Source organism: Micromonospora sp. RB23, assembly GCF_053585025.1.
Window position 1 is genome coordinate 1,923,395 of the sequence record NZ_CM132111.1, and the last position, 18,511, is coordinate 1,941,905.

General features: G+C 72.3%; 19 protein-coding genes. 13 read left to right on the forward strand and 6 right to left on the reverse strand.

Going from position 1 to position 18,511, the window contains the following annotated elements:
- Positions 1-15 precede the first annotated feature (15 nt).
- From ACTFTM_RS08905 to ACTFTM_RS08915, 3 genes are all read left to right on the forward strand, one after another.
- Entirely contained in the window at positions 16-234 is a 219-nt protein-coding gene (locus ACTFTM_RS08905) for a DUF3039 domain-containing protein (protein WP_278151181.1), read from the forward strand.
- Positions 235-274: 40 nt separating this feature from the next.
- Entirely contained in the window at positions 275-916 is a 642-nt protein-coding gene (locus ACTFTM_RS08910) for a trimeric intracellular cation channel family protein (protein WP_449565343.1), read from the forward strand.
- 179 nt (positions 917-1,095) lie between these two features.
- Positions 1,096-2,829: a DEAD/DEAH box helicase gene (locus ACTFTM_RS08915; RefSeq protein WP_449565344.1), complete on the forward strand. Its 1,734-nt coding sequence runs from the start codon at positions 1,096-1,098 to the stop codon at positions 2,827-2,829.
- 195 nt (positions 2,830-3,024) lie between these two features.
- Here the strand turns inward: ACTFTM_RS08915 and ACTFTM_RS08920 are convergent, their stop codons facing one another.
- Both ACTFTM_RS08920 and ACTFTM_RS08925 read right to left on the reverse strand, forming a co-directional pair.
- The gene (locus ACTFTM_RS08920; RefSeq protein WP_355234582.1) at positions 3,025-3,258 is read right to left on the reverse strand and encodes a DUF7455 domain-containing protein; all 234 of its coding nucleotides are present in this window, start codon (positions 3,256-3,258) and stop codon (positions 3,025-3,027) included.
- A gap of 245 nt (positions 3,259-3,503) precedes the next feature.
- Positions 3,504-5,114, reverse strand: coding sequence for an RNA polymerase sigma factor (locus tag ACTFTM_RS08925; RefSeq protein ID WP_449565345.1), 1,611 nt, complete (start codon positions 5,112-5,114; stop codon positions 3,504-3,506).
- A gap of 288 nt (positions 5,115-5,402) precedes the next feature.
- Here ACTFTM_RS08925 and ACTFTM_RS08930 point away from each other — a divergent pair, with 288 nt between their 5' ends.
- Complete coding sequence (locus ACTFTM_RS08930; protein ID WP_449565346.1) at positions 5,403-6,224, forward strand: inositol monophosphatase family protein; 822 nt, start codon at positions 5,403-5,405, stop codon at positions 6,222-6,224.
- 28 nt (positions 6,225-6,252) lie between these two features.
- Here ACTFTM_RS08930 and ACTFTM_RS08935 read toward each other — a convergent pair whose 3' ends face one another.
- The gene (locus ACTFTM_RS08935; RefSeq protein WP_449566582.1) at positions 6,253-6,771 is read right to left on the reverse strand and encodes a LytR C-terminal domain-containing protein; all 519 of its coding nucleotides are present in this window, start codon (positions 6,769-6,771) and stop codon (positions 6,253-6,255) included.
- A 435-nt stretch (positions 6,772-7,206) separates the two neighbouring features.
- On the opposite strand from ACTFTM_RS08935, the gene ACTFTM_RS08940 reads away from it, so the two are divergent.
- A complete protein-coding gene (locus tag ACTFTM_RS08940; RefSeq protein ID WP_007075406.1) occupies positions 7,207-7,503 on the forward strand; it encodes a DUF4193 domain-containing protein in 297 nt (98 codons plus the stop codon).
- A gap of 120 nt (positions 7,504-7,623) precedes the next feature.
- Positions 7,624-8,421 (forward strand): hypothetical protein, encoded by a 798-nt coding sequence (locus tag ACTFTM_RS08945; protein WP_449565347.1) that lies wholly within the window; start codon positions 7,624-7,626, stop codon positions 8,419-8,421.
- 17 nt (positions 8,422-8,438) lie between these two features.
- Here the strand turns inward: ACTFTM_RS08945 and ACTFTM_RS08950 are convergent, their stop codons facing one another.
- Positions 8,439-8,972: a DUF3093 domain-containing protein gene (locus ACTFTM_RS08950; RefSeq protein WP_449565348.1), complete on the reverse strand. Its 534-nt coding sequence runs from the start codon at positions 8,970-8,972 to the stop codon at positions 8,439-8,441.
- Positions 8,973-9,057: 85 nt separating this feature from the next.
- Here ACTFTM_RS08950 and dut point away from each other — a divergent pair, with 85 nt between their 5' ends.
- From dut to ACTFTM_RS08970, 4 genes are all read left to right on the forward strand, one after another.
- The gene (dut, locus tag ACTFTM_RS08955; RefSeq protein ID WP_449565349.1) at positions 9,058-9,555 is read left to right on the forward strand and encodes a dUTP diphosphatase; all 498 of its coding nucleotides are present in this window, start codon (positions 9,058-9,060) and stop codon (positions 9,553-9,555) included.
- A 25-nt stretch (positions 9,556-9,580) separates the two neighbouring features.
- Positions 9,581-10,231 (forward strand): DUF3710 domain-containing protein, encoded by a 651-nt coding sequence (locus tag ACTFTM_RS08960; protein ID WP_449565350.1) that lies wholly within the window; start codon positions 9,581-9,583, stop codon positions 10,229-10,231.
- Positions 10,232-10,346: 115 nt separating this feature from the next.
- Positions 10,347-10,727 carry an OB-fold nucleic acid binding domain-containing protein gene (locus ACTFTM_RS08965; protein WP_357122730.1) on the forward strand — a complete coding sequence of 127 codons (381 nt, stop codon included), beginning with the start codon at positions 10,347-10,349 and terminating at the stop codon, positions 10,725-10,727.
- A gap of 25 nt (positions 10,728-10,752) precedes the next feature.
- A complete protein-coding gene (locus tag ACTFTM_RS08970; RefSeq protein WP_449565351.1) occupies positions 10,753-11,436 on the forward strand; it encodes a DUF3159 domain-containing protein in 684 nt (227 codons plus the stop codon).
- A 30-nt stretch (positions 11,437-11,466) separates the two neighbouring features.
- On the opposite strand, the gene ACTFTM_RS08975 is transcribed toward ACTFTM_RS08970, so the two are convergent.
- The gene (locus tag ACTFTM_RS08975) at positions 11,467-12,156 is read right to left on the reverse strand and encodes a potassium channel family protein (RefSeq protein ID WP_355053285.1); all 690 of its coding nucleotides are present in this window, start codon (positions 12,154-12,156) and stop codon (positions 11,467-11,469) included.
- 3 nt (positions 12,157-12,159) lie between these two features.
- Positions 12,160-12,825, reverse strand: coding sequence for a potassium channel family protein (locus ACTFTM_RS08980; RefSeq protein ID WP_433537670.1), 666 nt, complete (start codon positions 12,823-12,825; stop codon positions 12,160-12,162).
- Between the two features lie 161 nt (positions 12,826-12,986).
- Here ACTFTM_RS08980 and ACTFTM_RS08985 point away from each other — a divergent pair, with 161 nt between their 5' ends.
- From ACTFTM_RS08985 to dxs, 3 genes are all read left to right on the forward strand, one after another.
- Positions 12,987-15,056 carry an APC family permease gene (locus ACTFTM_RS08985; RefSeq protein WP_449565352.1) on the forward strand — a complete coding sequence of 690 codons (2,070 nt, stop codon included), beginning with the start codon at positions 12,987-12,989 and terminating at the stop codon, positions 15,054-15,056.
- Positions 15,049-16,317 carry a class I SAM-dependent RNA methyltransferase gene (locus ACTFTM_RS08990; RefSeq protein WP_449565353.1) on the forward strand — a complete coding sequence of 423 codons (1,269 nt, stop codon included), beginning with the start codon at positions 15,049-15,051 and terminating at the stop codon, positions 16,315-16,317. Before ACTFTM_RS08985 ends, ACTFTM_RS08990 begins: the two co-directional genes overlap by 8 nt.
- Before the next feature lie 106 nt (positions 16,318-16,423).
- A complete protein-coding gene (dxs, locus tag ACTFTM_RS08995; RefSeq protein WP_449565354.1) occupies positions 16,424-18,373 on the forward strand; it encodes a 1-deoxy-D-xylulose-5-phosphate synthase in 1,950 nt (649 codons plus the stop codon).
- The last annotated feature ends 138 nt before the right edge of the window (positions 18,374-18,511 follow it).

Consider the following 18,511-nt stretch of genomic DNA (forward strand, 5'->3'; position numbering starts at 1 on the left):
GTTGGAGGTGCAGACGTGAGCACAGAGGTTCTCGAGCGTCCGGAGCTGAAGGACGCCGACACCGGTCCGGAAATGTTCCACTACGTCCGCAAGGAGAAGATCGCCGAGAGTGCCGTCATGGGCACCTTCGTCGTGGCGCTCTGCGGCGAGACCTTCCCGGTCACCAAGGCGGCCAAGCCGGGCTCCCCGGTCTGCCCCAAGTGCAAGGAGATCTACGACTCGTACAGCGAGTGAACCTCGGCCGGTGATCCGGCCGGCGACGTAGCCTGCGGCGGTGACCACCTCCACCGCCCTGCTCCTCGCCGACCTGACCGGGGTCGCGGTGTTCGCCGCCTCCGGCGCCTCGGCCGCGGTGGCCAAACGGCTCGACCTCTTCGGTGTCGCGTTCGTCGGCTTCGTGGCCGCGCTCGGTGGGGGCATCTTCCGTGACCTGGTCATCGACGAGGTGCCGCCGCTGGCCTTCGGCGACTGGCGGTACGCCACGACGGCCGCGGTCACCGCAGTCGCTGTCTTCTGGCTGCACCCACAGCTCGCCCGGCTGCGCACCACCGTGCTGGTGCTCGACGCGGCGGGCCTCGCGCTGTTCACCGTCACCGGCACGCTCAAGGCGCTCGACGCCCGGGTGCCGGCCGTCGGCGCCTGTCTGATCGGCATGCTGACCGCGATCGGCGGCGGCCTCGCCCGGGACCTGCTCACCGCGGAGATCCCGGTGGTGCTGCGTCGGGAGATCTACGCGGTGGCCGCCCTGGCCGGCTCGGTCGCGGTGGCGTTGCTGTACCTGACCGGCCGGCCCGGCCCGCTGCCGCTCACCGCCGCCGCCGTCGGCGTGTTCGGGCTCCGCCTGGTCGCGCTGCGTCGACGCTGGTCCGCGCCGGTGGCGACGCTGCGCCCGCCGCGCACCGGCGACCCCTGGTGAGGCCGGTGTCGCTCGGGTCACGGATGTGACCAGCGTGGCGTCGCCTGGGCCCACGGGCGCCCGCTGGTTATGCTGAGTCGGCCTTCGCGGCAGCTTCTGCGCGGAGGCGTTTTCATGGGCGGCGGTACTCGTGGCCCTCGCCCGGTGTCCGCCCTGGTGCGGTCGGAGAGGAGCTTCGCGTGGCAGCCCGGACGCCGGTGCTCGAGACGTTCCCGGCACTGCGTGCCTGGCAGCGCAAGGCCCTGGTGGAGTACCTGCGCCGGCGTGGCGAGGACTTCACCGCGGTCGCCACACCGGGCGCCGGCAAGACCACCTTCGCCCTGCGCATCGCGGCCGAGCTGCTCGCCGACGGGACCGTCGAAGCGGTCACCGTGGTGGCCCCGACCGAGCACCTGAAGACCCAGTGGGCCGATGCCGCGGCCCGGGTGGGCATCCAGCTCGACGCCGCGTTCCGCAACGCCGACGTGCACTCCGCCGCCGACTTCCACGGCGCGGTGATCACCTACGCCCAGGTCGGCATGGCCCCGCAGGTGCACCGCCGACGCACGATGACCCGCCGCACCCTGGTCATCCTCGACGAGATCCACCACGCCGGGGACTCCCGCACCTGGGGCGACGGGGTCAAGGCCGCCTTCGAGCCCGCCGTACGCCGGCTGATGCTCACCGGCACGCCGTTCCGCTCCGACGACAACCCGATCCCGTTCGTCGAGTACGAGCGGGGCGGAGACGGGCTGCTGCGCTCCCGCGCCGACTCGGTGTACGGCTACGCCGACGCGCTGCGCGACGGGGTCGTCCGTCCGGTGCTCTTCCTCGCGTACTCGGGGGAGACCCGCTGGCGCACCAACGCCGGGGACGAGTTGGCGGCCCGCCTCGGGGAGCCGATGACCCAGGATCTGGTGGCGCAGGCGTGGCGTACCGCCCTGGACCCGGCGGGCGACTGGATGCCGCAGGTGCTGCGCGCCGCCGACGCCCGGCTCACCGTGCTGCGCAACGCGGGGATGCCCGACGCAGGCGGCCTGATCATCGCCACCGACCAGCAGACCGCCCGCTCGTACGCCAAGCTGATCGAGCAGGTGACCGGGGAGAAGGCTGCCGTGGTCCTCTCCGACGACCAGGGCGCGTCGGCGCGGATCGCGACGTTCGCGGCGTCCGACCAGCGGTGGCTGGTGGCGGTGCGAATGGTGTCCGAGGGCGTCGACATCCCCCGGCTCGCCGTCGGCGTCTACGCCACCAGTGCCAGCACGCCGCTCTACTTCGCCCAGGCGATCGGCCGGTTCGTGCGGGCCCGCCGCCCCGGCGAGACCGCGTCGGTCTTCCTGCCCAGCGTGCCGCACCTGCTCGGACTGGCCAGCGAGATGGAGAACGAGCGGGACCACGTCCTGGGCAAACCCAAGGACTCCGACGGGCTCGACGACGACCTGCTGGAACGCGCCCAACGCGACGACCAGGCCAGCGGGGAGTTGGAGAAGCGGTTCGCGGCGCTCTCGGCCACCGCCGAACTGGACCAGGTGATCTTCGACGGCGCGTCGTTCGGTACCGCCGCCCAGGCCGGTACGCCCGAGGAGGAGGAGTACCTCGGCCTGCCCGGTCTGCTCACCGCCGACCAGGTTTCCCTGTTGCTCACCAAGCGGCAGGCGGACCAACTCGCCGCCCAGCGTCGTCGTACCGCCGAGCGGGCCGCTCAGCCGGCCGCTGCGCCCTCGGCGGCGCCGCCGGTACCCATGAGTGCGGCCCAGCGTCGTGTGGCGCTCCGACGCCAACTCAACGCTCTGGTGGCCGCCCGGCACCACCGCACCGGCCAACCGCACGGCAAGATCCACGCCGAGCTGCGCCGGCTCTGCGGTGGGCCGCCGAGCGCCCAGGCCACCATCGAGCAGCTTGAGGAACGCATCGCCACCGTGCAGACCCTCTAGCCCCACGCGACCACCTGACACGCCTGCTCAAGATCTGCACAACTTCAGGAATGTTGCTGGTTCCGGCGCGTCTGAAGCAGCCGCATCCCCGACGTTGCGTGGATCTTGGCGGGCGCTGGGCTCGGCCGGACAGGAAAAAGCCGACCGGAGGCACCCTCTCGGGGTGCCTCCGGTCGGCTATGTCGGTTTGCGGACTTAGTTCGCCATCAGATCGGCGCCTCGCCAGCTGAACTCCGGGTCCGTCGCGAACCGAACGGTGATCTTCACGAGATCCTCCGCGTACTTGTTCGCGTGGTGCCCACAGAACACCAGCTCGCTCCCACCCGAGAGAGTGATCCGGAGCTTGCCGGCAGCATTGCAGCGGTCGCACCGTTCATCGGCGGCTGGGGGAGCCACCGTCTCGGGCGGCGGCGTGAGGGTCGGGGTCATCGCCTTCCTCCTCTGGTCGTCACCGATGAACAATCTCTTCGGTCGTTGCTCACCTATCGTGCAACACCCGTGCTGGGCCTTGCCTTCCCTGTGTGCCCGCGGGGGACCGAGGTCACACATGGCAGGGACAGTGTGCCGTGAACCCAGGGTGCCACGTCAACGATCACATTCGTGCATCCGGACGATCACCATCTCGCGTTGCACGCCAGGTGGTCAAAACGACACGTTCGGTTGACGAAACAGGCTCAGTCCAGGTAATCCCGGAGAACCTGCGACCGGGACGGGTGCCGCAGCTTGGACATCGTCTTGGACTCGATCTGGCGGATCCGCTCCCGGGTCACCCCGTAGACCTGACCGATCTCGTCCAGCGTCCGCGGCTGACCGTCGGTCAGGCCGAAGCGGAGCCGTACGACGCCGGCCTCACGCTCGGAGAGCGTCTGCAGCACCTGCTGGAGCTGGTCCTGAAGGAGCGAGAACGAGACGGCGTCCACGGCGACGACAGCCTCGGAATCCTCGATGAAGTCACCGAGCTGGCTGTCGCCCTCGTCGCCGATGGTCTGGTCCAGCGAGATGGGCTCCCGAGCGTACTGCTGGATCTCCAGCACCTTCTCGGGTGTGATGTCCATCTCCTTGGCCAGCTCTTCCGGGGTGGGCTCGCGGCCCAGGTCCTGGAGCAGCTCACGCTGTATGCGGCCGAGCTTGTTGATGACCTCGACCATGTGCACCGGGATACGGATGGTGCGGGCCTGGTCGGCCATGGCGCGGGTGATGGCCTGCCGGATCCACCAGGTGGCGTACGTGGAGAACTTGTAGCCCTTGGTGTAGTCGAACTTCTCGACCGCCCGGATGAGACCGAGGTTGCCCTCCTGGATCAGGTCGAGGAAGGCCATTCCGCGCCCCGTGTACCGCTTGGCCAGGGACACCACCAGACGGAGGTTCGCCTCGAGCAGGTGGTTCTTGGCGCGCTCGCCGTCGCGGGAGATCCAGCCCAGGTCGCGGACCATCTCCCGGGCGAGCTTCTCCTCGCCCTCGTCGGCCGCGCGGAGCTGCTCGGCGGCGTAGAGCCCGGCCTCGATCCGCTTGGCCAGCTCCACCTCCTGCTCGGCGTTGAGCAGCGGGACCTTGCCGATCTGCTTCAGGTACGCCCGGACGGAGTCGGCGGAGGCGGTCAGCTCGGCGTCGCGCCGGGCCTGCTTGAGCGCCTCGGACTCCTCGTCGTCCCACTCGAAGTCGTTGTCGGTGGCCGACGCGGCGGCGTCGGTCTCGGCGGCCTGGGCCAGCTCGGCCGGCTCCTCGACCACCACGTCCTCGATGGTGGCGGCGAGCTCCTCCGGGTCGATCTCACCCTCGGCGCCCTCGCCCTTGGCGGCCGCCTTGACCGGCTTGGCGCCGGCCGCCGCGGCCACCGTCGCCTTGGTCGCGCGGGTGGACTTGGTCGCCTTGGCCGGGGTGGCCGCGGCGGCGGCGACTCCGGCGGTGCTGCCGGCGGCCTTGCGCGCGGCCACCTTCCGCGGGGCCGGCGTCGACGGCGCCTCGTCGGAGGCGGGCGCCTGCTTCGGGGCGGGCGCGGCGGCCTTCTTGGTCGTCTTGGCGGTGGTGGCCCGGGACGCGGGGGTCGTCGAGCGAGCCGCGGCGACCCTGCGGCGGGTGCTCGCCGAGCCGTCCACCACCACGGTCACTCCCGCCTCGGAGAGCGCCCGCAGGATCTTCTTGGCCTGGGCCGGAGTCACCTCGGCGGTCTCGACGGTGCGCGCGAGCTGAGCCGACGTGAGCTGACCGCCCGCGCTCTGCGCGTGGGCGATCAGGGTGTCGGTGAGCGAGCGAACGTCGGCGCCGGGCTGGCGGGGTTCTGTCACGAATGACCTTCCGGAGGCGAAGAGCGGGCACGGCCGGGTCGTCCGGCACGGCGTGGGGCAACCGGGCCGGGCGAGTGGTTGAGGGACCCCCGTGTCCCGGGCCGGCCGGTGGTCGGCGGTCCGTGGCGCGTGGGCAGGGGTGAATTGTAACGCCGTCTGCGGCGATCATCCTGCGCCGCACGGCGTAACGGCGGCGGGACCGCCGATTCGGCGCAGATGTGGACTTTGTAAGGATGATACTCGCGCACGGCCCGCAACGCCCCGGTCGTGCCGGAAGGGGACCCAGGAATGGACCGTTCAGCGCCGCCACCGCGGGAACTTTTGGCCATCGCGATCGAGGTGGCGCGGGACGCCGCGGCGACCGCGTATCGGATGCGGATAGAGGGCGTCTCCGTGGCGGCGACCAAGAGCACGGTCACCGACGTGGTCACGGCCGCCGACCGGGCCGTCGAGCGCCAGGTCCTCGACGCGCTGCGCCGGCTGCGACCGGGGGACGCGGTCCTCGGCGAGGAGTACGGCACGACGGACACCGGCCCGGTGGCGCCGGGCGGGGTGCGGTGGATCATCGATCCGATCGACGGCACCGTGAACTACCTCTACGGGCTGCCGTACAGCGCGGTGTCGCTCGCCGCCGAGGTGGACGGGGTGGTGGTCGCCGGCGTGGTGCGCAACGTGCACAGCGGTGAGGAGTGGACCGCCACGGCCGGCGGCGGGGCGTGGCGCGACGGCGTCCGGCTGCGCTGCTCGGGCGAGACCGACCTCGGGCAGGCGCTGGTCGGCACCGGTTTCGGCTACGACGCCGGCCGTCGGGCGCACCAGGCGTCGGTGGTGGCCGGGCTGATCGCCTCGGTACGCGACATCCGCCGCCTCGGCGCCGCCGCGCTGGACCTCTGCATGGTCGCGGAGGGACGGCTGGACGCGTACTTCGAGAAGGGCCTGTCGGCGTGGGACCAGGCCGCCGGCGGGCTGGTCGCCGCCGAGGCGGGTGCCCGGGTCGCCGGCCTGGCCGGTCGCCCGGCCGGCCCGGACCTGCTCATCGCGGCCCCGCCGGCCCTCTTCGCCGGGCTGCACGACCGGCTGGCCGCCCTGGACGCCTCCGGCGGCCCCTGACCTTCGTCGGGGGCCGCCGGTCAGGCCGTTACTTCTTGGGGGCGGGGGACGGGCAGGAGCCGGCCGGCGCGACCGGCGGGCCCAGGTCGCCGAGGGACTGGTTGACCTCGGTGGTGGTGGCGAGCTGCTGGAAGCCGTTGCCCAGGACCACGTCCACGGTGTCGTCGGTGCGCTTCTCGTCGTAGACCGGCTCGGCGTTGTTCAGGAAGTACGCCTTGAGCAGGTGGGCGGAGCTGACACCCTTGGGACCGAACTTCAGCACGGCGACGTCGTCGATGCCCTTGGGCGCGTTGCCGACCTTCTTGACCTGGAACTTCCGGTTGCGGAAGTCGTCCGCGACGGTGCCCGCCCGGCCCGGCTCGTCGGTGCCGTTCAAGACGTTGATCTTGACGTCCTTGGGCTCGTGCAGCGTGACGTCGGCCAGCGGCCAACCGTCCGGGCAGCCGCCCGCCGCGCCGGCGTCGCCCTGGCTGTCCCGGACGATCGCGGTGATCACGAACGCCAGCGCCAGGACCCCCAGCAGGCCGACGACGACGAGTGCTCGCACTCGCGCAAAACTCATCTGGGTGCTCCCCGGACCTGAGGTGGGTGGTGGCGGCCGCCAACGATCGCACTGACCGCCGGCCGTCGAATACGCCGCTGAGGTTAACGGTTGTCCGGCCGTCGCGTGGAAACAGTCCGACATGCCGGCGCGCCGACCGTGAACCGGGTACTACTACCCCTATCTTCGTGTCGCCTGAATCACATTGGGAACAACTTCGCGTGCAGGGGCGTACATCTCAGCCGCAAGGGCGGTATACATGCCTCGCCCAAGGGGGGGTAAGGTTCCGCGCTCGCAGGGGAGTGGCCCCAGCGGTCCCGACCCGTACGGTCCCGTGGGTCGGGTGCCCGACACAAGTGGTTGCCGGCCAGCGGAACCGAAACAGCGTCGTCCGGCGTTACAACCGGAAGCGACAACATCGATATGGGAGAGTGACATCCGATGGCCACCGACTACGACGCCCCGCGTCGCGACGAGGTCGACCTCGGCGAGGACAGCCTGGAAGAGCTCAAGGCCCGACGCGTCGACTCACAGTCGGGCGCGGTGGACGTCGACGAGGCCGAGGTCGCCGAGAGCTTCGAGCTGCCCGGTGCCGACCTGGCCGACGAGGAGCTCACTGTCAAGGTGCTACCGATGCAGCAGGACGAGTTCCGGTGTGCCCGCTGCTTCCTGGTCCACCATCGCAGCCAGCTGGCGGTCGAGCGCAACGGCGAGCTGATCTGCCGAGAGTGCGTCTGACACGCACGACACCGGCGGCGGCCTCCTGATCGGGGCCGCCGCTACCGGTGTAGGCGTGCGACGCCGGTGGGTACCTGCTTGACTCGTAGCGGGTAGCCACAGCACCGGGAGGTTCCACCCATGAGCGATCGAGGCGACACCACCGACGGCGGCGCGGACGACCTCGGCGCCACCGTCGCGGCGTTGACCGAGGACGACCTCGCGCCGGCCCGGCGACGCCAACTGCTCACCCGGATGGTGTCCCAGGCCCGCAGCCGGGGCATCTCCGACCTGTTCAAGCCCCGAGCCGCCGTGCGCTGGATGGTCGACACGGTGGCCGAGATCGCCCCGCACGTGCCCGTGCGGGACCTGGCCACCCTGCGTCGGCATTTCCCCGGCCTGGACGACGCCGCCCTGGCCGAGCGACTGGTCCGCAACGCTTCCCGCGCCACGGCCGGAATCGGCGCGGCCGGCGGAGGAGTCGCCGCCGTCGAGTGGACGGTCGCGCCCACGCTGCTCTCCGCGCCCGTACTGCTCGCCGCCGAGACCGTCGCCGTCGTGGCGGTGGAGCTGAAACTGATCGGTGAGCTGCACGAGATCCACGGCGTCGAGCTGCCGGGGGCGGGCGGTCAGCGGGCGGTGGCCCTGGTGCACTCCTGGGCCACCCAACGCGGGGTCAACCCGATGGTTCCCGGCGTGGGCGTCGGCGCGGTGCTCGGCACCGCCGCCCGCAAGGAGATGCGGGACATGCTGCTGCGCCGCTTCGGGCGCAACCTCACCACCCTCGGCCCGTTCCTCACCGGCGCGGCTGTGGCCAGCTTCCTGAACCGCCGGGCCACCCGCCAGATGGCCGACCAGCTCCAGGCGGACCTGCGCCGGCGCGGCATCGCCCGGCCGGCGCCACCGCCGGCCCTGCCCGGCCCGCCCACGGGCACCTGAGGGGCCCTGGGCGGCGGTCAGCCCGGCTCGCCGGCCGTGGAGTCGGCGGGCCTGGCGGCGTCCCGCGCGGCCAGCAGCGCCTCGGCCAACTCGACCGGACGCCTGCTGCTCACCACCCAGAACGGGGTCGGGTCAGCCGGGTCGTCGAGCACCACCTGCACGGCACCGCCGACCCAGGGCCGCTGCACCACGAAGGCGAGCGGGTCCGCGCCGACACCCAGCACCTCACGGCGGCCGGAGGCGTCCAACGGGACCACGTCCGCCACGAACCGCGCCGGCAGCCGGGCGTCGTCCACCCGCAGCTCACCATCGACGACCGCCACCCTGATCCGGCCCAGCCACCACAGCCCGACGGCGGTGACCGGCAGCAGCACCGCGAAGGGCAGCCAGGCGCGGGCGCCGGAACCGCCCATCCAGATCTCGACCGCCAGCAGCCCGGCGGCCACCAGGCTGGTCAGCCACAGCCACCAGGGCAGGTCCAGCCGTTCGGCGTACGCCGGGCGGGCCGGAACCCCTGGCCGATCGGCGGACGGGGAGGGCGACATGCTCACTCCTGCGAGGGTACGGCGCACGGTGGGCCGGCCAACCGGCAGGATGGCAGGGTCACCGGAGACAATCGGACCGAAGAGGGGACCCGTGACCGACGTCGTACCCGTGCCCGTTCGGCTGCTCAATGCCGAGCTGCCGCTGCCCACGTACGCCCATCCCGGCGATGCCGGGGCCGACCTGGTGGCCGCCGCGGACGTGGAGCTGCCGCCCGGCGGTCGGGCCCTGGTGCCCACCGGCGTGGCCGTCGCCCTGCCGGACGGGTACGTGGGCCTCGTCCATCCCCGGTCCGGCCTGGCGGCCAGGCTCGGCGTGACGGTGCTCAACGCGCCCGGTACGGTCGACGCCGGCTACCGGGGTGAGATCATGGTCAACCTGATCAACCACGATCGGGACACGCCCGCGAAGATCTCTCGCGGCGACCGGATCGCCCAGCTCGTGGTCCAGCGGGTGGCGCGGGCGCGGTTCGAGCCGGTGGCGGAGCTGCCCGGGTCAGCGCGTGGGACCGGCGGACACGGTTCGACCGGCGGGCATGTTCAGCTGGTGCCGTCACCGGCCGACGGGCAGACGGAAGAAGTGACACGGTGATTGTGAACAGCGGAGGGTGGGCGCAGTGATCTTCTCCCGAAAGCGGGCCGATGCCGGGCGGCACACCCGCGACGAGCGGGCCACCGAGGTCCTCGACGAGGGTGCCGCGACGTCGGCGCTGGTGCGCGGGCCGTACGACATCTCCGAGGTCGACGACGACGTGCAGCGGCTCGACCTGGGCAGCCTGCACATCCCGGCGGTCGCCGAGGTGGAGGTGCGGGTGCAGGCCGACCCGCAGGGTGTGGTCCAGCAGGTCGTGCTGGTGCACGGGGACAACGCGTTGCAGCTCGGCGTCTTCGCGGCCCCCCGGTCCGAGGGGATCTGGGACGAGGTGCGCGAGGAGATCCGGCAGTCGCTGCTGCGCGACGGCGCCTCCGCGCAGGAGGTCGTCGGCGAGTACGGCACGGAGTTGCACGCCCAGGTGCGGACCCCGGACGGCCCGACCAACCTGCGGTTCGTCGGCGTCGACGGGCCGCGCTGGATGGTCCGTGGCGTCTTCCAGGGCCCGGTGGCCCTCGACCCGGCCAGCTCGGGTCCGCTCGCCGAGTGCCTGGAGGGCCTGGTGGTCGACCGTGGCCAGGAGGCGAAGCCGGTCCGGGAGCCGCTGCCACTGCGCCTGCCCCGCGAGATCGCCGACCAGGCCGGGGACGAAACCGACGAGCCCCGCCAGGCCTGACCGACGCGTCCCGGCCCGCCGGAACCGGCCCCGTCGGCGTACGCTGGCGGGACGGTTCCGGCGTCGCCGGAGCCGGGCCGGTTCCGGCGAGCGTGGAGAGGGTGACGCGGAGGTCATGACGACCGACGAGAGCAAGGTGTCGCTGCGGCGCATCCTGCAACGGTTCACCGCCAGCGAGGCCGAGATCGACGCGCAGGAGCTGCGGCAGGAGAGCGCCGAGTGCGGTGGCGTCCTGGCCCAGCAGTGTTCCCGGGGCCAACTGGTCTCGGTCGCCGGGCGGCTGCGCACCGTGGTCTACACGCCGCGCACCAACCTGCCGACGCTGGAGGCCGACCTGTACGACGGCAGCGACGTCGTCACCCTGGTCTGGCTGGGCCGGCGGCACATCTCCGGGATCGAGCCGGGGCGGCACCTGACCGCCCGTGGCCGGGTGGCGATGCGCGACGACCGCAAGGTCATCTACAACCCGTACTACGAGCTGGACTCGCCGAAGTGACGGCGCCGGGGACGGAAGGCCGGTCATGACGACGGGACAGGACCGGGCGGCACAGCCGGAGACTCCTCCGGGCGACGACGAGGCGCTGCCGACGATCGCCGAGCAGATGGCCGACCAGCTCGGCGGCTGGCGTGGGCTGGTCGAGTCGAGCATCCCGGTGGTCGTCTTCGTCCTCGCCAACATCATCGGTGACCTGCGGCCCGCCGTGATCGCCTCGGTGGCCGTCGCGCTGCTGATCGCCGGATTGCGGCTGGCCCAGCGTCGGCCGATCCGGCACGCCGTCAACGGGCTGTTCGGCGTCGGCATCGGCGCCGCCATCGCGTGGCGCACCGGCAACGAGCGGGATTTCTACCTGCCCGGCATTCTCTACGGCATCGGCTACGGGGTCGTCCTGCTGATCTCGGCGGCCGTCCGGCAGCCCCTTGTCGGTTGGATCTGGTCGGTGCTGGTCGCCAAGGGCCGCTCCGAGTGGCGGGCCGACCCGAAGCTGGTGCAGACCTTCACCCGGCTGACCGTGCTCTGGGGCGTGGTGTGGCTGGCCAAGGTGGGCGTGCAGGCCGGGCTCTACCTTGCCCACCAGGACACGGCGTTGGGTGTGGCACGGCTGGCCCTGGGCTATCCGCCGTACGCGCTGCTGCTGCTCATCACCGTCTGGACGGTGCGCCGGGTCACCCGGGAGTCGCAGCCCACCCCGCTGCCCGGCGCCTGAGAGCCCGCGCCGGGCGCACCGCAGGGGGGTTCAGCGGGAGCCGCGGGTCCGCTCGACGCTGTCCGGGCCGAGGATGACCGCTCGCACGTCGTCCTCCACCTCGGCGGTGCAGACGAAGATCAGCTCGTCGCCGGCCTCGATGGGGTCGTCCGGGCTGGGCACCAGGACGCGCTTGCCGCGCAGGATCGCCACCAGGGCGGAGTCGCGGGGCAGCGGCACCGCGTGCAGGGGCTGACCGACGTACGGGGCGGTCGGCGGGAGGGTGATCTCGACGAGGTTCGCCTCGCCCTGCCGGAAGGTCATGAGCCGGACCAGGTCGCCGACGGTGACCGCCTCCTCGACCAGGGCGGCCATCACCCGGGGCTTGCTCACCGCGACGTCGACGCCCCACTGCTCGGTGAAGAGCCACTCGTTCTCCGCCCGGTTGACCCGGGCGACCACGCGGGGCACCGCGAACTCGGTCTTGGCCAGCAGCGACAGCACCAGGTTGGTCTTGTCGTCGCCGGTGGCCGCGACCACCACGTCGCAGCCGGCGACGTTGGCCTCCTCCAGGCTGGCCACCTCGCACGCGTCGGCGAGCACCCACTCGGCGGCGGGCACCCGGTCCGGCCGGAGCATCTTCGGCTGACGCTCGATCAGCATCACCTGGTGGCCGTTCTCGATCAGCTCCTGGGCGATCGAACGACCCACGTTGCCGGCGCCGGCGATGGCGATCCGCATGGCTCAGTGCCCTCCTTCCGGCGGCGTCGCCGCCACCGCCGTGACCGTCGCCACGATGTCGTCGCTGACCAGCATGAACACCTGGTCGCCCTCCTGCACGAGGGTGGACGCGGTGGGTAGCGTGCCGATGCCGAAGCGGATCAGGTAGGCCACCCGCGCACCCGAGGCCTCCTCCAGCACGTGCACCGGGCGACCGATCCACTCCCGGTGCACCGGGACCTCGACGATCGACACGGTGCTGGTCGGGTCGCGGAAGATCTCCACGTTGCCCTCGGGTACGAGGTGCCGCAGCATCCGGTCGGCCGTCCAGCGCACCGTCGCCACGGTGGGGATGCCGAGGCGCTCGTACACCTGCGCCCGGCGCTGGTCGTAGATCCGGGCCGCGACCCGGGACACGCCGAACGTCTCGCGGGCCAGCCGCGCCGAGATGATGTTGGAGTTGTCCCCGCTGGAGACGGCCGCGAAGGCGTCCGCCCGCTCGATGCCGGCCTGACGGAGCACCTCGCCGTCGAAGCCCGCCCCCGTCACCGTGATTCCGGCGAAGTCGGGGCCGAGTCGGCGGAAGGCGTCGGCGTCCTGGTCGATCACCGCCACCGAGTGCCCCCGGGACTCCAGGCTGTGGGCGAGGGTCGACCCGACCCGGCCACATCCCATGATCACGACGTGCACGCTGTCCCTCCCAAGGTGCGTACCGCTGCCGCTGCCGGTTGCTCCGGGTCCGAGCCTGCCATGTCCTCCTCGACAGCGGGACCGACCGTACCCCGTCGGTTGGACCGGTGGTGATCGCCCACCCCCGCGTCCGCGCCGTGGTGGTCGTACCCTTGGCGTTCGTGGCCAGTCCCACCTCGCTGCTGAAGCGGCTGCTCCTCGGTCGACCGTTCCGGTCCGACCGCCTGCAGCACACCCTCCTGCCGAAGCGCATCGCGCTGCCCGTGTTCGCCTCCGACGCGCTGTCCAGCGTCGCGTACGCGCCCGACGAGATCCTGCTGACCCTGTCGATCGCCGGGGCGTCGGCGTTCGTGTTCTCCCCGTGGATCGCCCTCGCGGTCGTCGTGGTGATGCTCACGGTGGTGGCCAGCTACCGACAGAACGTGCACGCCTACCCCTCCGGCGGCGGCGACTACGAGGTGGCCACGGTCAACCTCGGCCCCAAGTTCGGCATCGGGGTGGCCAGCGCCCTGCTGGTCGACTACGTGCTCACGGTGGCCGTGTCCGTTTCCTCCGGAGTGGCGAACCTTGGCTCGGTGGTTCCGTTCGTGGCCACGCACAAGGTCATGATCGCGGTCCTCGCGGTGATCCTGCTGACCGCCGTCAACCTGCGCGGGCTGCGCGAGTCGGGCACCGCGTTCGCCATCCCCACCTACGGTTTCGTGATCGTGATGGGCGGAATGCTGCTCACCGGTCTGTTCCGTGTCTTCGTCCTGGGCGACGACCTGCGTGCGCCCAGCGCCGACCTGGTCATCCAGGCCGAGCACAGCGTGACCGGCTTCGCGCTCGTCTTCCTGCTGCTGCGGACGTTCAGCTCGGGCGCCGCCGCGCTCACCGGCGTCGAGGCGATCTCCAACGGCGTTCCCGCGTTCAAGGCGCCCAAGAGCCGCAACGCCGCCACCACACTGCTGCTGCTGGGCGTGATCGCGGTGAGCCTGCTCGTCGGGATCATCTGGCTGGCCCGGCTGACCCACCTGCAGTTCGTCGAGGACCCGGCCCTGCAGATCGTCTCGGGCCCCGACGGGTACGTGCAGAAGACCGTCACCACCCAGCTCGGCGAGACGGTCTTCGGCTCCGGCTCGATCCTGCTCTACGTGGTGGCCGGGATGACCGCGCTCATCCTCTTCCTGGCCGCGAACACCGCGTTCAACGGCTTCCCGGTGCTCGGCTCGATCCTCGCCCAGGACCGCTACCTGCCCCGCCAGTTCCACACCCGGGGCGACCGGCTGGCCTTCTCCAACGGCATCACGTTCCTCGCCCTCTTCGCGATTGTGCTGATCGTCGGGTTCCAGGCCGAGGTGACCCGACTCATCCAGCTCTACATCGTCGGGGTGTTCGTCTCGTTCACCGTCTCCCAGGCCGGCATGATCCGGCACTGGAACCGGCGGCTGCGCACCGAGCGGGACCCGGAGGCCCGCAAGCGGATGCACCGCTCGCGGGCCATCAACACGTTCGGCATGGGCCTGACCGGCACGGTCCTGGTGATCGTCCTGATCACCAAGTTCCTGCTCGGCGCATGGATCGCGATCGCCGCGATGGCGGTGATCTACGCGCTGATGCTGGCCATCCGGCGGCACTATGACCGGGTCGCCGCCGAACTGACCCCGCCGGACGAGAGCCGGGGCGTGCTGCCCGCCCGTAACCACGCCATCGTGCTGGTCAGCAAGCTGCACCAGCCGACGCTGCGGGCCATCGCGTACGCCCGCGCCACCCGACCCGACACGCTGACCGCGGTGACCGTCAACGTGGACGAGAAGGACACCCGCGACCTGCAGGCCGACTGGGAACGGCGGGAGATGGCCATCCCGCTGACCGTGGTCGACTCGCCGTACCGGGAGATCACCCGGCCGATCCTGGACTTCGTCGCCTCGACCCGCCGTACGTCGCCGCGCGACGTGGTCACCGTCTTCATCCCCGAGTACGTGGTGGGGCGCTGGTGGGAGAACCTGCTGCACAACCAGAGCGCGCTGCGCCTCAAGGGCCGGCTGCTGTTCGAACCGGGGGTCATGGTGGTCAGCGTGCCGTGGCAGCTCGCCTCGACCGCCAGCAAGAACCTGGACCGGCTGGACGCCACCCTCTCCAACACGCCGGCGCGTGGACCCCGGGGCACCGTACCGGCGGCGGTGACCGCGCCGGCGCCCGGCGAGGCGGGTCCGGCGGGCGGCGAGACGGTGGGGGACGGCCGTGACTGAGCGTACGACCGCGGGTGTGACACCGACGGCCGAGCGGGGCCTCGGCGAGGCGGAGCGGGTCGAGCTGACCGTCGACGCGGTCGCCCCCGGCGGGCACTGCGTCGCCCGGGTCGACGGGCAGGTGGTGTTCGTCCGCCACGCGCTGCCCGGGGAACGGGTGATCGCCGAGGTCACCGAGGTGCACCGCGGGTTCGTCCGGGCCGACGCCGTGACCGTGCTGGACCCGTCGCCGGACCGGGTGGAACCGCCCTGCCCGTACGCGAAGCCGGGCGCCTGCGGCGGGTGCGACCTGCAACACGTCGCCCCGGACGCGCAACTGGCCTGGAAGACCGCCGTCGTGCGGGAGCAGTTGACCCGCCTCGGCGGGCTCACCGACGCCGAGCTGGACCGGCTCGGCGTCCGGGTCGAGGCGCTGCCGGGTGGGCTGCTCAGCTGGCGTACGCGGGTCCGCTACGCGGTCGACGCCGCGGACCGGGCCGGCCTGCTCAAGCACCGCTCGCACGAGGTCGTGCCGATCGACCGTTGCCGCATCGCCCACCCGGCCATCCAGCAGCTCGCGGTGCTCGGTCCGACCGGCGCGAGCTGGCCGGCCGCCGAGGCGGTGGAGACCGTCGCCAGCAGCGGCGGGGACGTGAGCGTCGCCGAGGTCCGCGACGGGGTCGTCACCCCGGTGAGCGGGCCCACCGAGGTCCGCGAGGTGGCCGCCGGGCGGGACTGGACGCTGCCCGCGTCCGCCTTCTGGCAGGTGCACCCGGCGGCGGCCGACACGCTGAACACCGCTGTGCTGGAGCTGCTCGACCCGCGGCCGGGCGAGGCCGCCTGGGACCTCTACGGCGGCGCCGGACTGTTCGCCGCCGGGCTGGCCGCCCGCGTCGGCGCGGCCGGTCGGGTGACGCTGGTGGAGGCCTCCGCGCAGGGCGTCGCCGCCGCCCGGGAGAACCTGGCCGACCTGCCCCGCGTCGAGGTGGTGTCGGCCCGGGTGGAGACCGCGCTGGCCCGCCGACGGATCACCGGCCCGGTCGACGTGGTGGTGCTCGACCCGCCGCGCTCCGGCGCCGGCGCCCCGGTGGTGCGCGCCCTGGCCGCCGCCGGCCCGCGCGCGGTCGCGTACGTGGCGTGTGACCCGGCGGCCTTCGCCCGGGACGTCCGCACCTTCGCCGACCTGGGCTGGCGGCTGGCGGCGCTGCGCGGCTTCGACCTGTTCCCGATGACCCAGCACGTCGAGTGCGTCGGGCTGCTGCTCCCGCCGACCGCCGCGTAGCGACCGGCGGCGGATTCGCCCCTGACCAGGCGCTCAGCCGGCCGGTCCGGCGAAAGCGGCTCGGGCCAGGCTGCGGAGTGTCGGACGGCCGATAGACTCTCCGGTCATGAGCGTTGAAGAGGACACGGCCAACCACGGTCGGCTGCTGGAGACGGTCCGCGGTCCGCAGGACGTCAAGCGGATGTCCGGCGAAGAGCTGGATGTGCTCGCCGCCGAGATCCGGGACTTTCTGATCGCCAAGGTCTCCCGCACCGGCGGGCACGTCGGGCCCAACCTCGGCGTGGTCGAGCTGACGCTGGCCATGCACCGCGTCTTCGACTCCCCCCGGGACCGGCTCCTGTTCGACACGGGCCACCAGGCGTACGTGCACAAGATCCTCACCGGGCGTCAGGCCGGCTTCGACAAGCTCCGCCAGCGCGGTGGCCTCTCCGGCTACCCCAGCCAGGCCGAGAGCGAGCACGACCTCATCGAGAACTCGCACGCCTCCACCGCGCTCTCCTACGCCGACGGCCTCGCCAAGGCGTACGCCCTGCGGGGGGAGCAGCGCAGCGTCGTGGCCGTGGTCGGCGACGGCGCGCTCACCGGCGGCATGTGCTGGGAGGCGCTCAACAACATCGCCACCGCCGGCAACTCGCTGGTCATCGTGGTCAACGACAACGGCCGGTCCTACTCGCCCACCATCGGCGGGCTGGCCGACCACCTCTCCTCGCTGCGGCTCAACCCGGGCTACGAGAAGGTCCTCGACACCGTCAAGGACGCCCTCGGCTCCACCCCGCTGGTCGGCAAGCCGATGTACGAGGTGCTGCACGCGGTCAAGAAGGGCATCAAGGACGCGGTCGCCCCGCAGGCCATGTTCGAGGACCTGGGCATCAAGTACGTCGGCCCGGTGGACGGGCACGACGTCGCGGCCGTCGAGTCGGCCCTGCGCGCGGCGAAGAACTTCGGTGGCCCGGTGATCGTGCACGCCGTCACCCGCAAGGGGTACGGCTACCGCCCGGCCGAGGAGGACGAGGCGGACTGCCTGCACGGCCCGAGCAGCGCCTTCGACGTGGAGACCGGCACGCTGCTGGCCGCACCCTCGGTGAAGTGGACCCACGTCTTCGCTGACGAGCTGCTGGCCGTCGCCGACGAGCGGCCCGACGTGGTGGGCATCACCGCTGCCATGGCCGAGCCGACCGGCATCGCCAAGCTGGCCCGCAAGTACCCCGAGCGGGTGTACGACGTGGGCATCGCCGAGCAGCACGCCGCCACCTCGGCGGCCGGCCTGGCGCTCGGTGGCCTGCACCCGGTGGTCGCCGTCTACGCCACCTTCCTCAACCGCGCCTTCGACCAGGTTCTGCTGGACGTGGCGATGCACAAGCTGCCGGTGACCTTCGTACTGGACCGGGCCGGCATCACCGGCCCGGACGGCCCCAGCCACTACGGCATCTGGGACATGTCGGTCTTCGGCGTGGTGCCCGGTCTGCGGATCGCCGCCCCCCGTGACGCCACCACCCTCCGCGAGGAGCTGCGCGAGGCGGTGGGCACCGACGACGGCCCGACCGTCCTGCGCTTCCCGACCGGCGCGGTCGCCGCCGACCTGCCGGCGCTGCGCCGGGTCGGCACCGTCGACGTGCTGGCCGAGTCGGCGCGTACCGACGTGCTGCTCGTCGCCGTCGGCTCCTTCGGCCAGATGGGCATGGAGGTCGCCGCCCGGGTCGCCGAGCACGGTTACGGCGTCACCGTCGTCGACCCCCGTTGGGTACGTCCGGTCCCGGCCGAGCTGGTCGACATGGCCGCCCGCCACCGGCTCGTGGTCACCGTCGAGGACGGCGTCCGCGTCGGCGGTGTCGGCGACGCTCTCGGCCAGGCGATGCGCGACGCCGACGTCCGGGTGCCGCTCAAGGACCTGGGCGTACCGGCCGACTGGCACCCGCACGGCACCCGCGCGCAGATCCTCGCCGACCTCGGCCTGACCGCGCAGGACGTGGCCCGGGACGTCACCGGCTGGATCTCCCGCCTGGACGCCACCCCGGACCACCTGACCCCCACCAGCAACACGGCAGCCCAGAACTAGCCCGCGGACGCCCGACGGCGGGCGCCCCCCGGGGGGCCGCCCGCCGTCGTGCGTCCGCGCCACCCCGTCACCTGCCCCGTCGATCATGGAGTTGTGGTGCCTCCCAAAAGAGGCGGATCCACACCTAATGCCCACCAC

What these genes read in the sequence shown, in the direction of transcription:
- ACTFTM_RS08920 (WP_355234582.1), bottom strand. Translation starts at nt 3,258, where the DNA reads ATGACCCCGACCCTCACGCCGCCGCCCGAGACGGTGGCTCCCCCAGCC.
- ACTFTM_RS08930 (WP_449565346.1), top strand. Translation starts at nt 5,403, where the DNA reads ATGGACCGTTCAGCGCCGCCACCGCGGGAACTTTTGGCCATCGCGATC.
- ACTFTM_RS08940 (WP_007075406.1), top strand. Translation starts at nt 7,207, where the DNA reads ATGGCCACCGACTACGACGCCCCGCGTCGCGACGAGGTCGACCTCGGC.
- ACTFTM_RS08945 (WP_449565347.1), top strand. Translation starts at nt 7,624, where the DNA reads ATGAGCGATCGAGGCGACACCACCGACGGCGGCGCGGACGACCTCGGC.
- ACTFTM_RS08965 (WP_357122730.1), top strand. Translation starts at nt 10,347, where the DNA reads ATGACGACCGACGAGAGCAAGGTGTCGCTGCGGCGCATCCTGCAACGG.
- ACTFTM_RS08970 (WP_449565351.1), top strand. Translation starts at nt 10,753, where the DNA reads ATGACGACGGGACAGGACCGGGCGGCACAGCCGGAGACTCCTCCGGGC.
- ACTFTM_RS08975 (WP_355053285.1), bottom strand. Translation starts at nt 12,156, where the DNA reads ATGCGGATCGCCATCGCCGGCGCCGGCAACGTGGGTCGTTCGATCGCC.
- dxs (WP_449565354.1), top strand. Translation starts at nt 16,424, where the DNA reads ATGAGCGTTGAAGAGGACACGGCCAACCACGGTCGGCTGCTGGAGACG.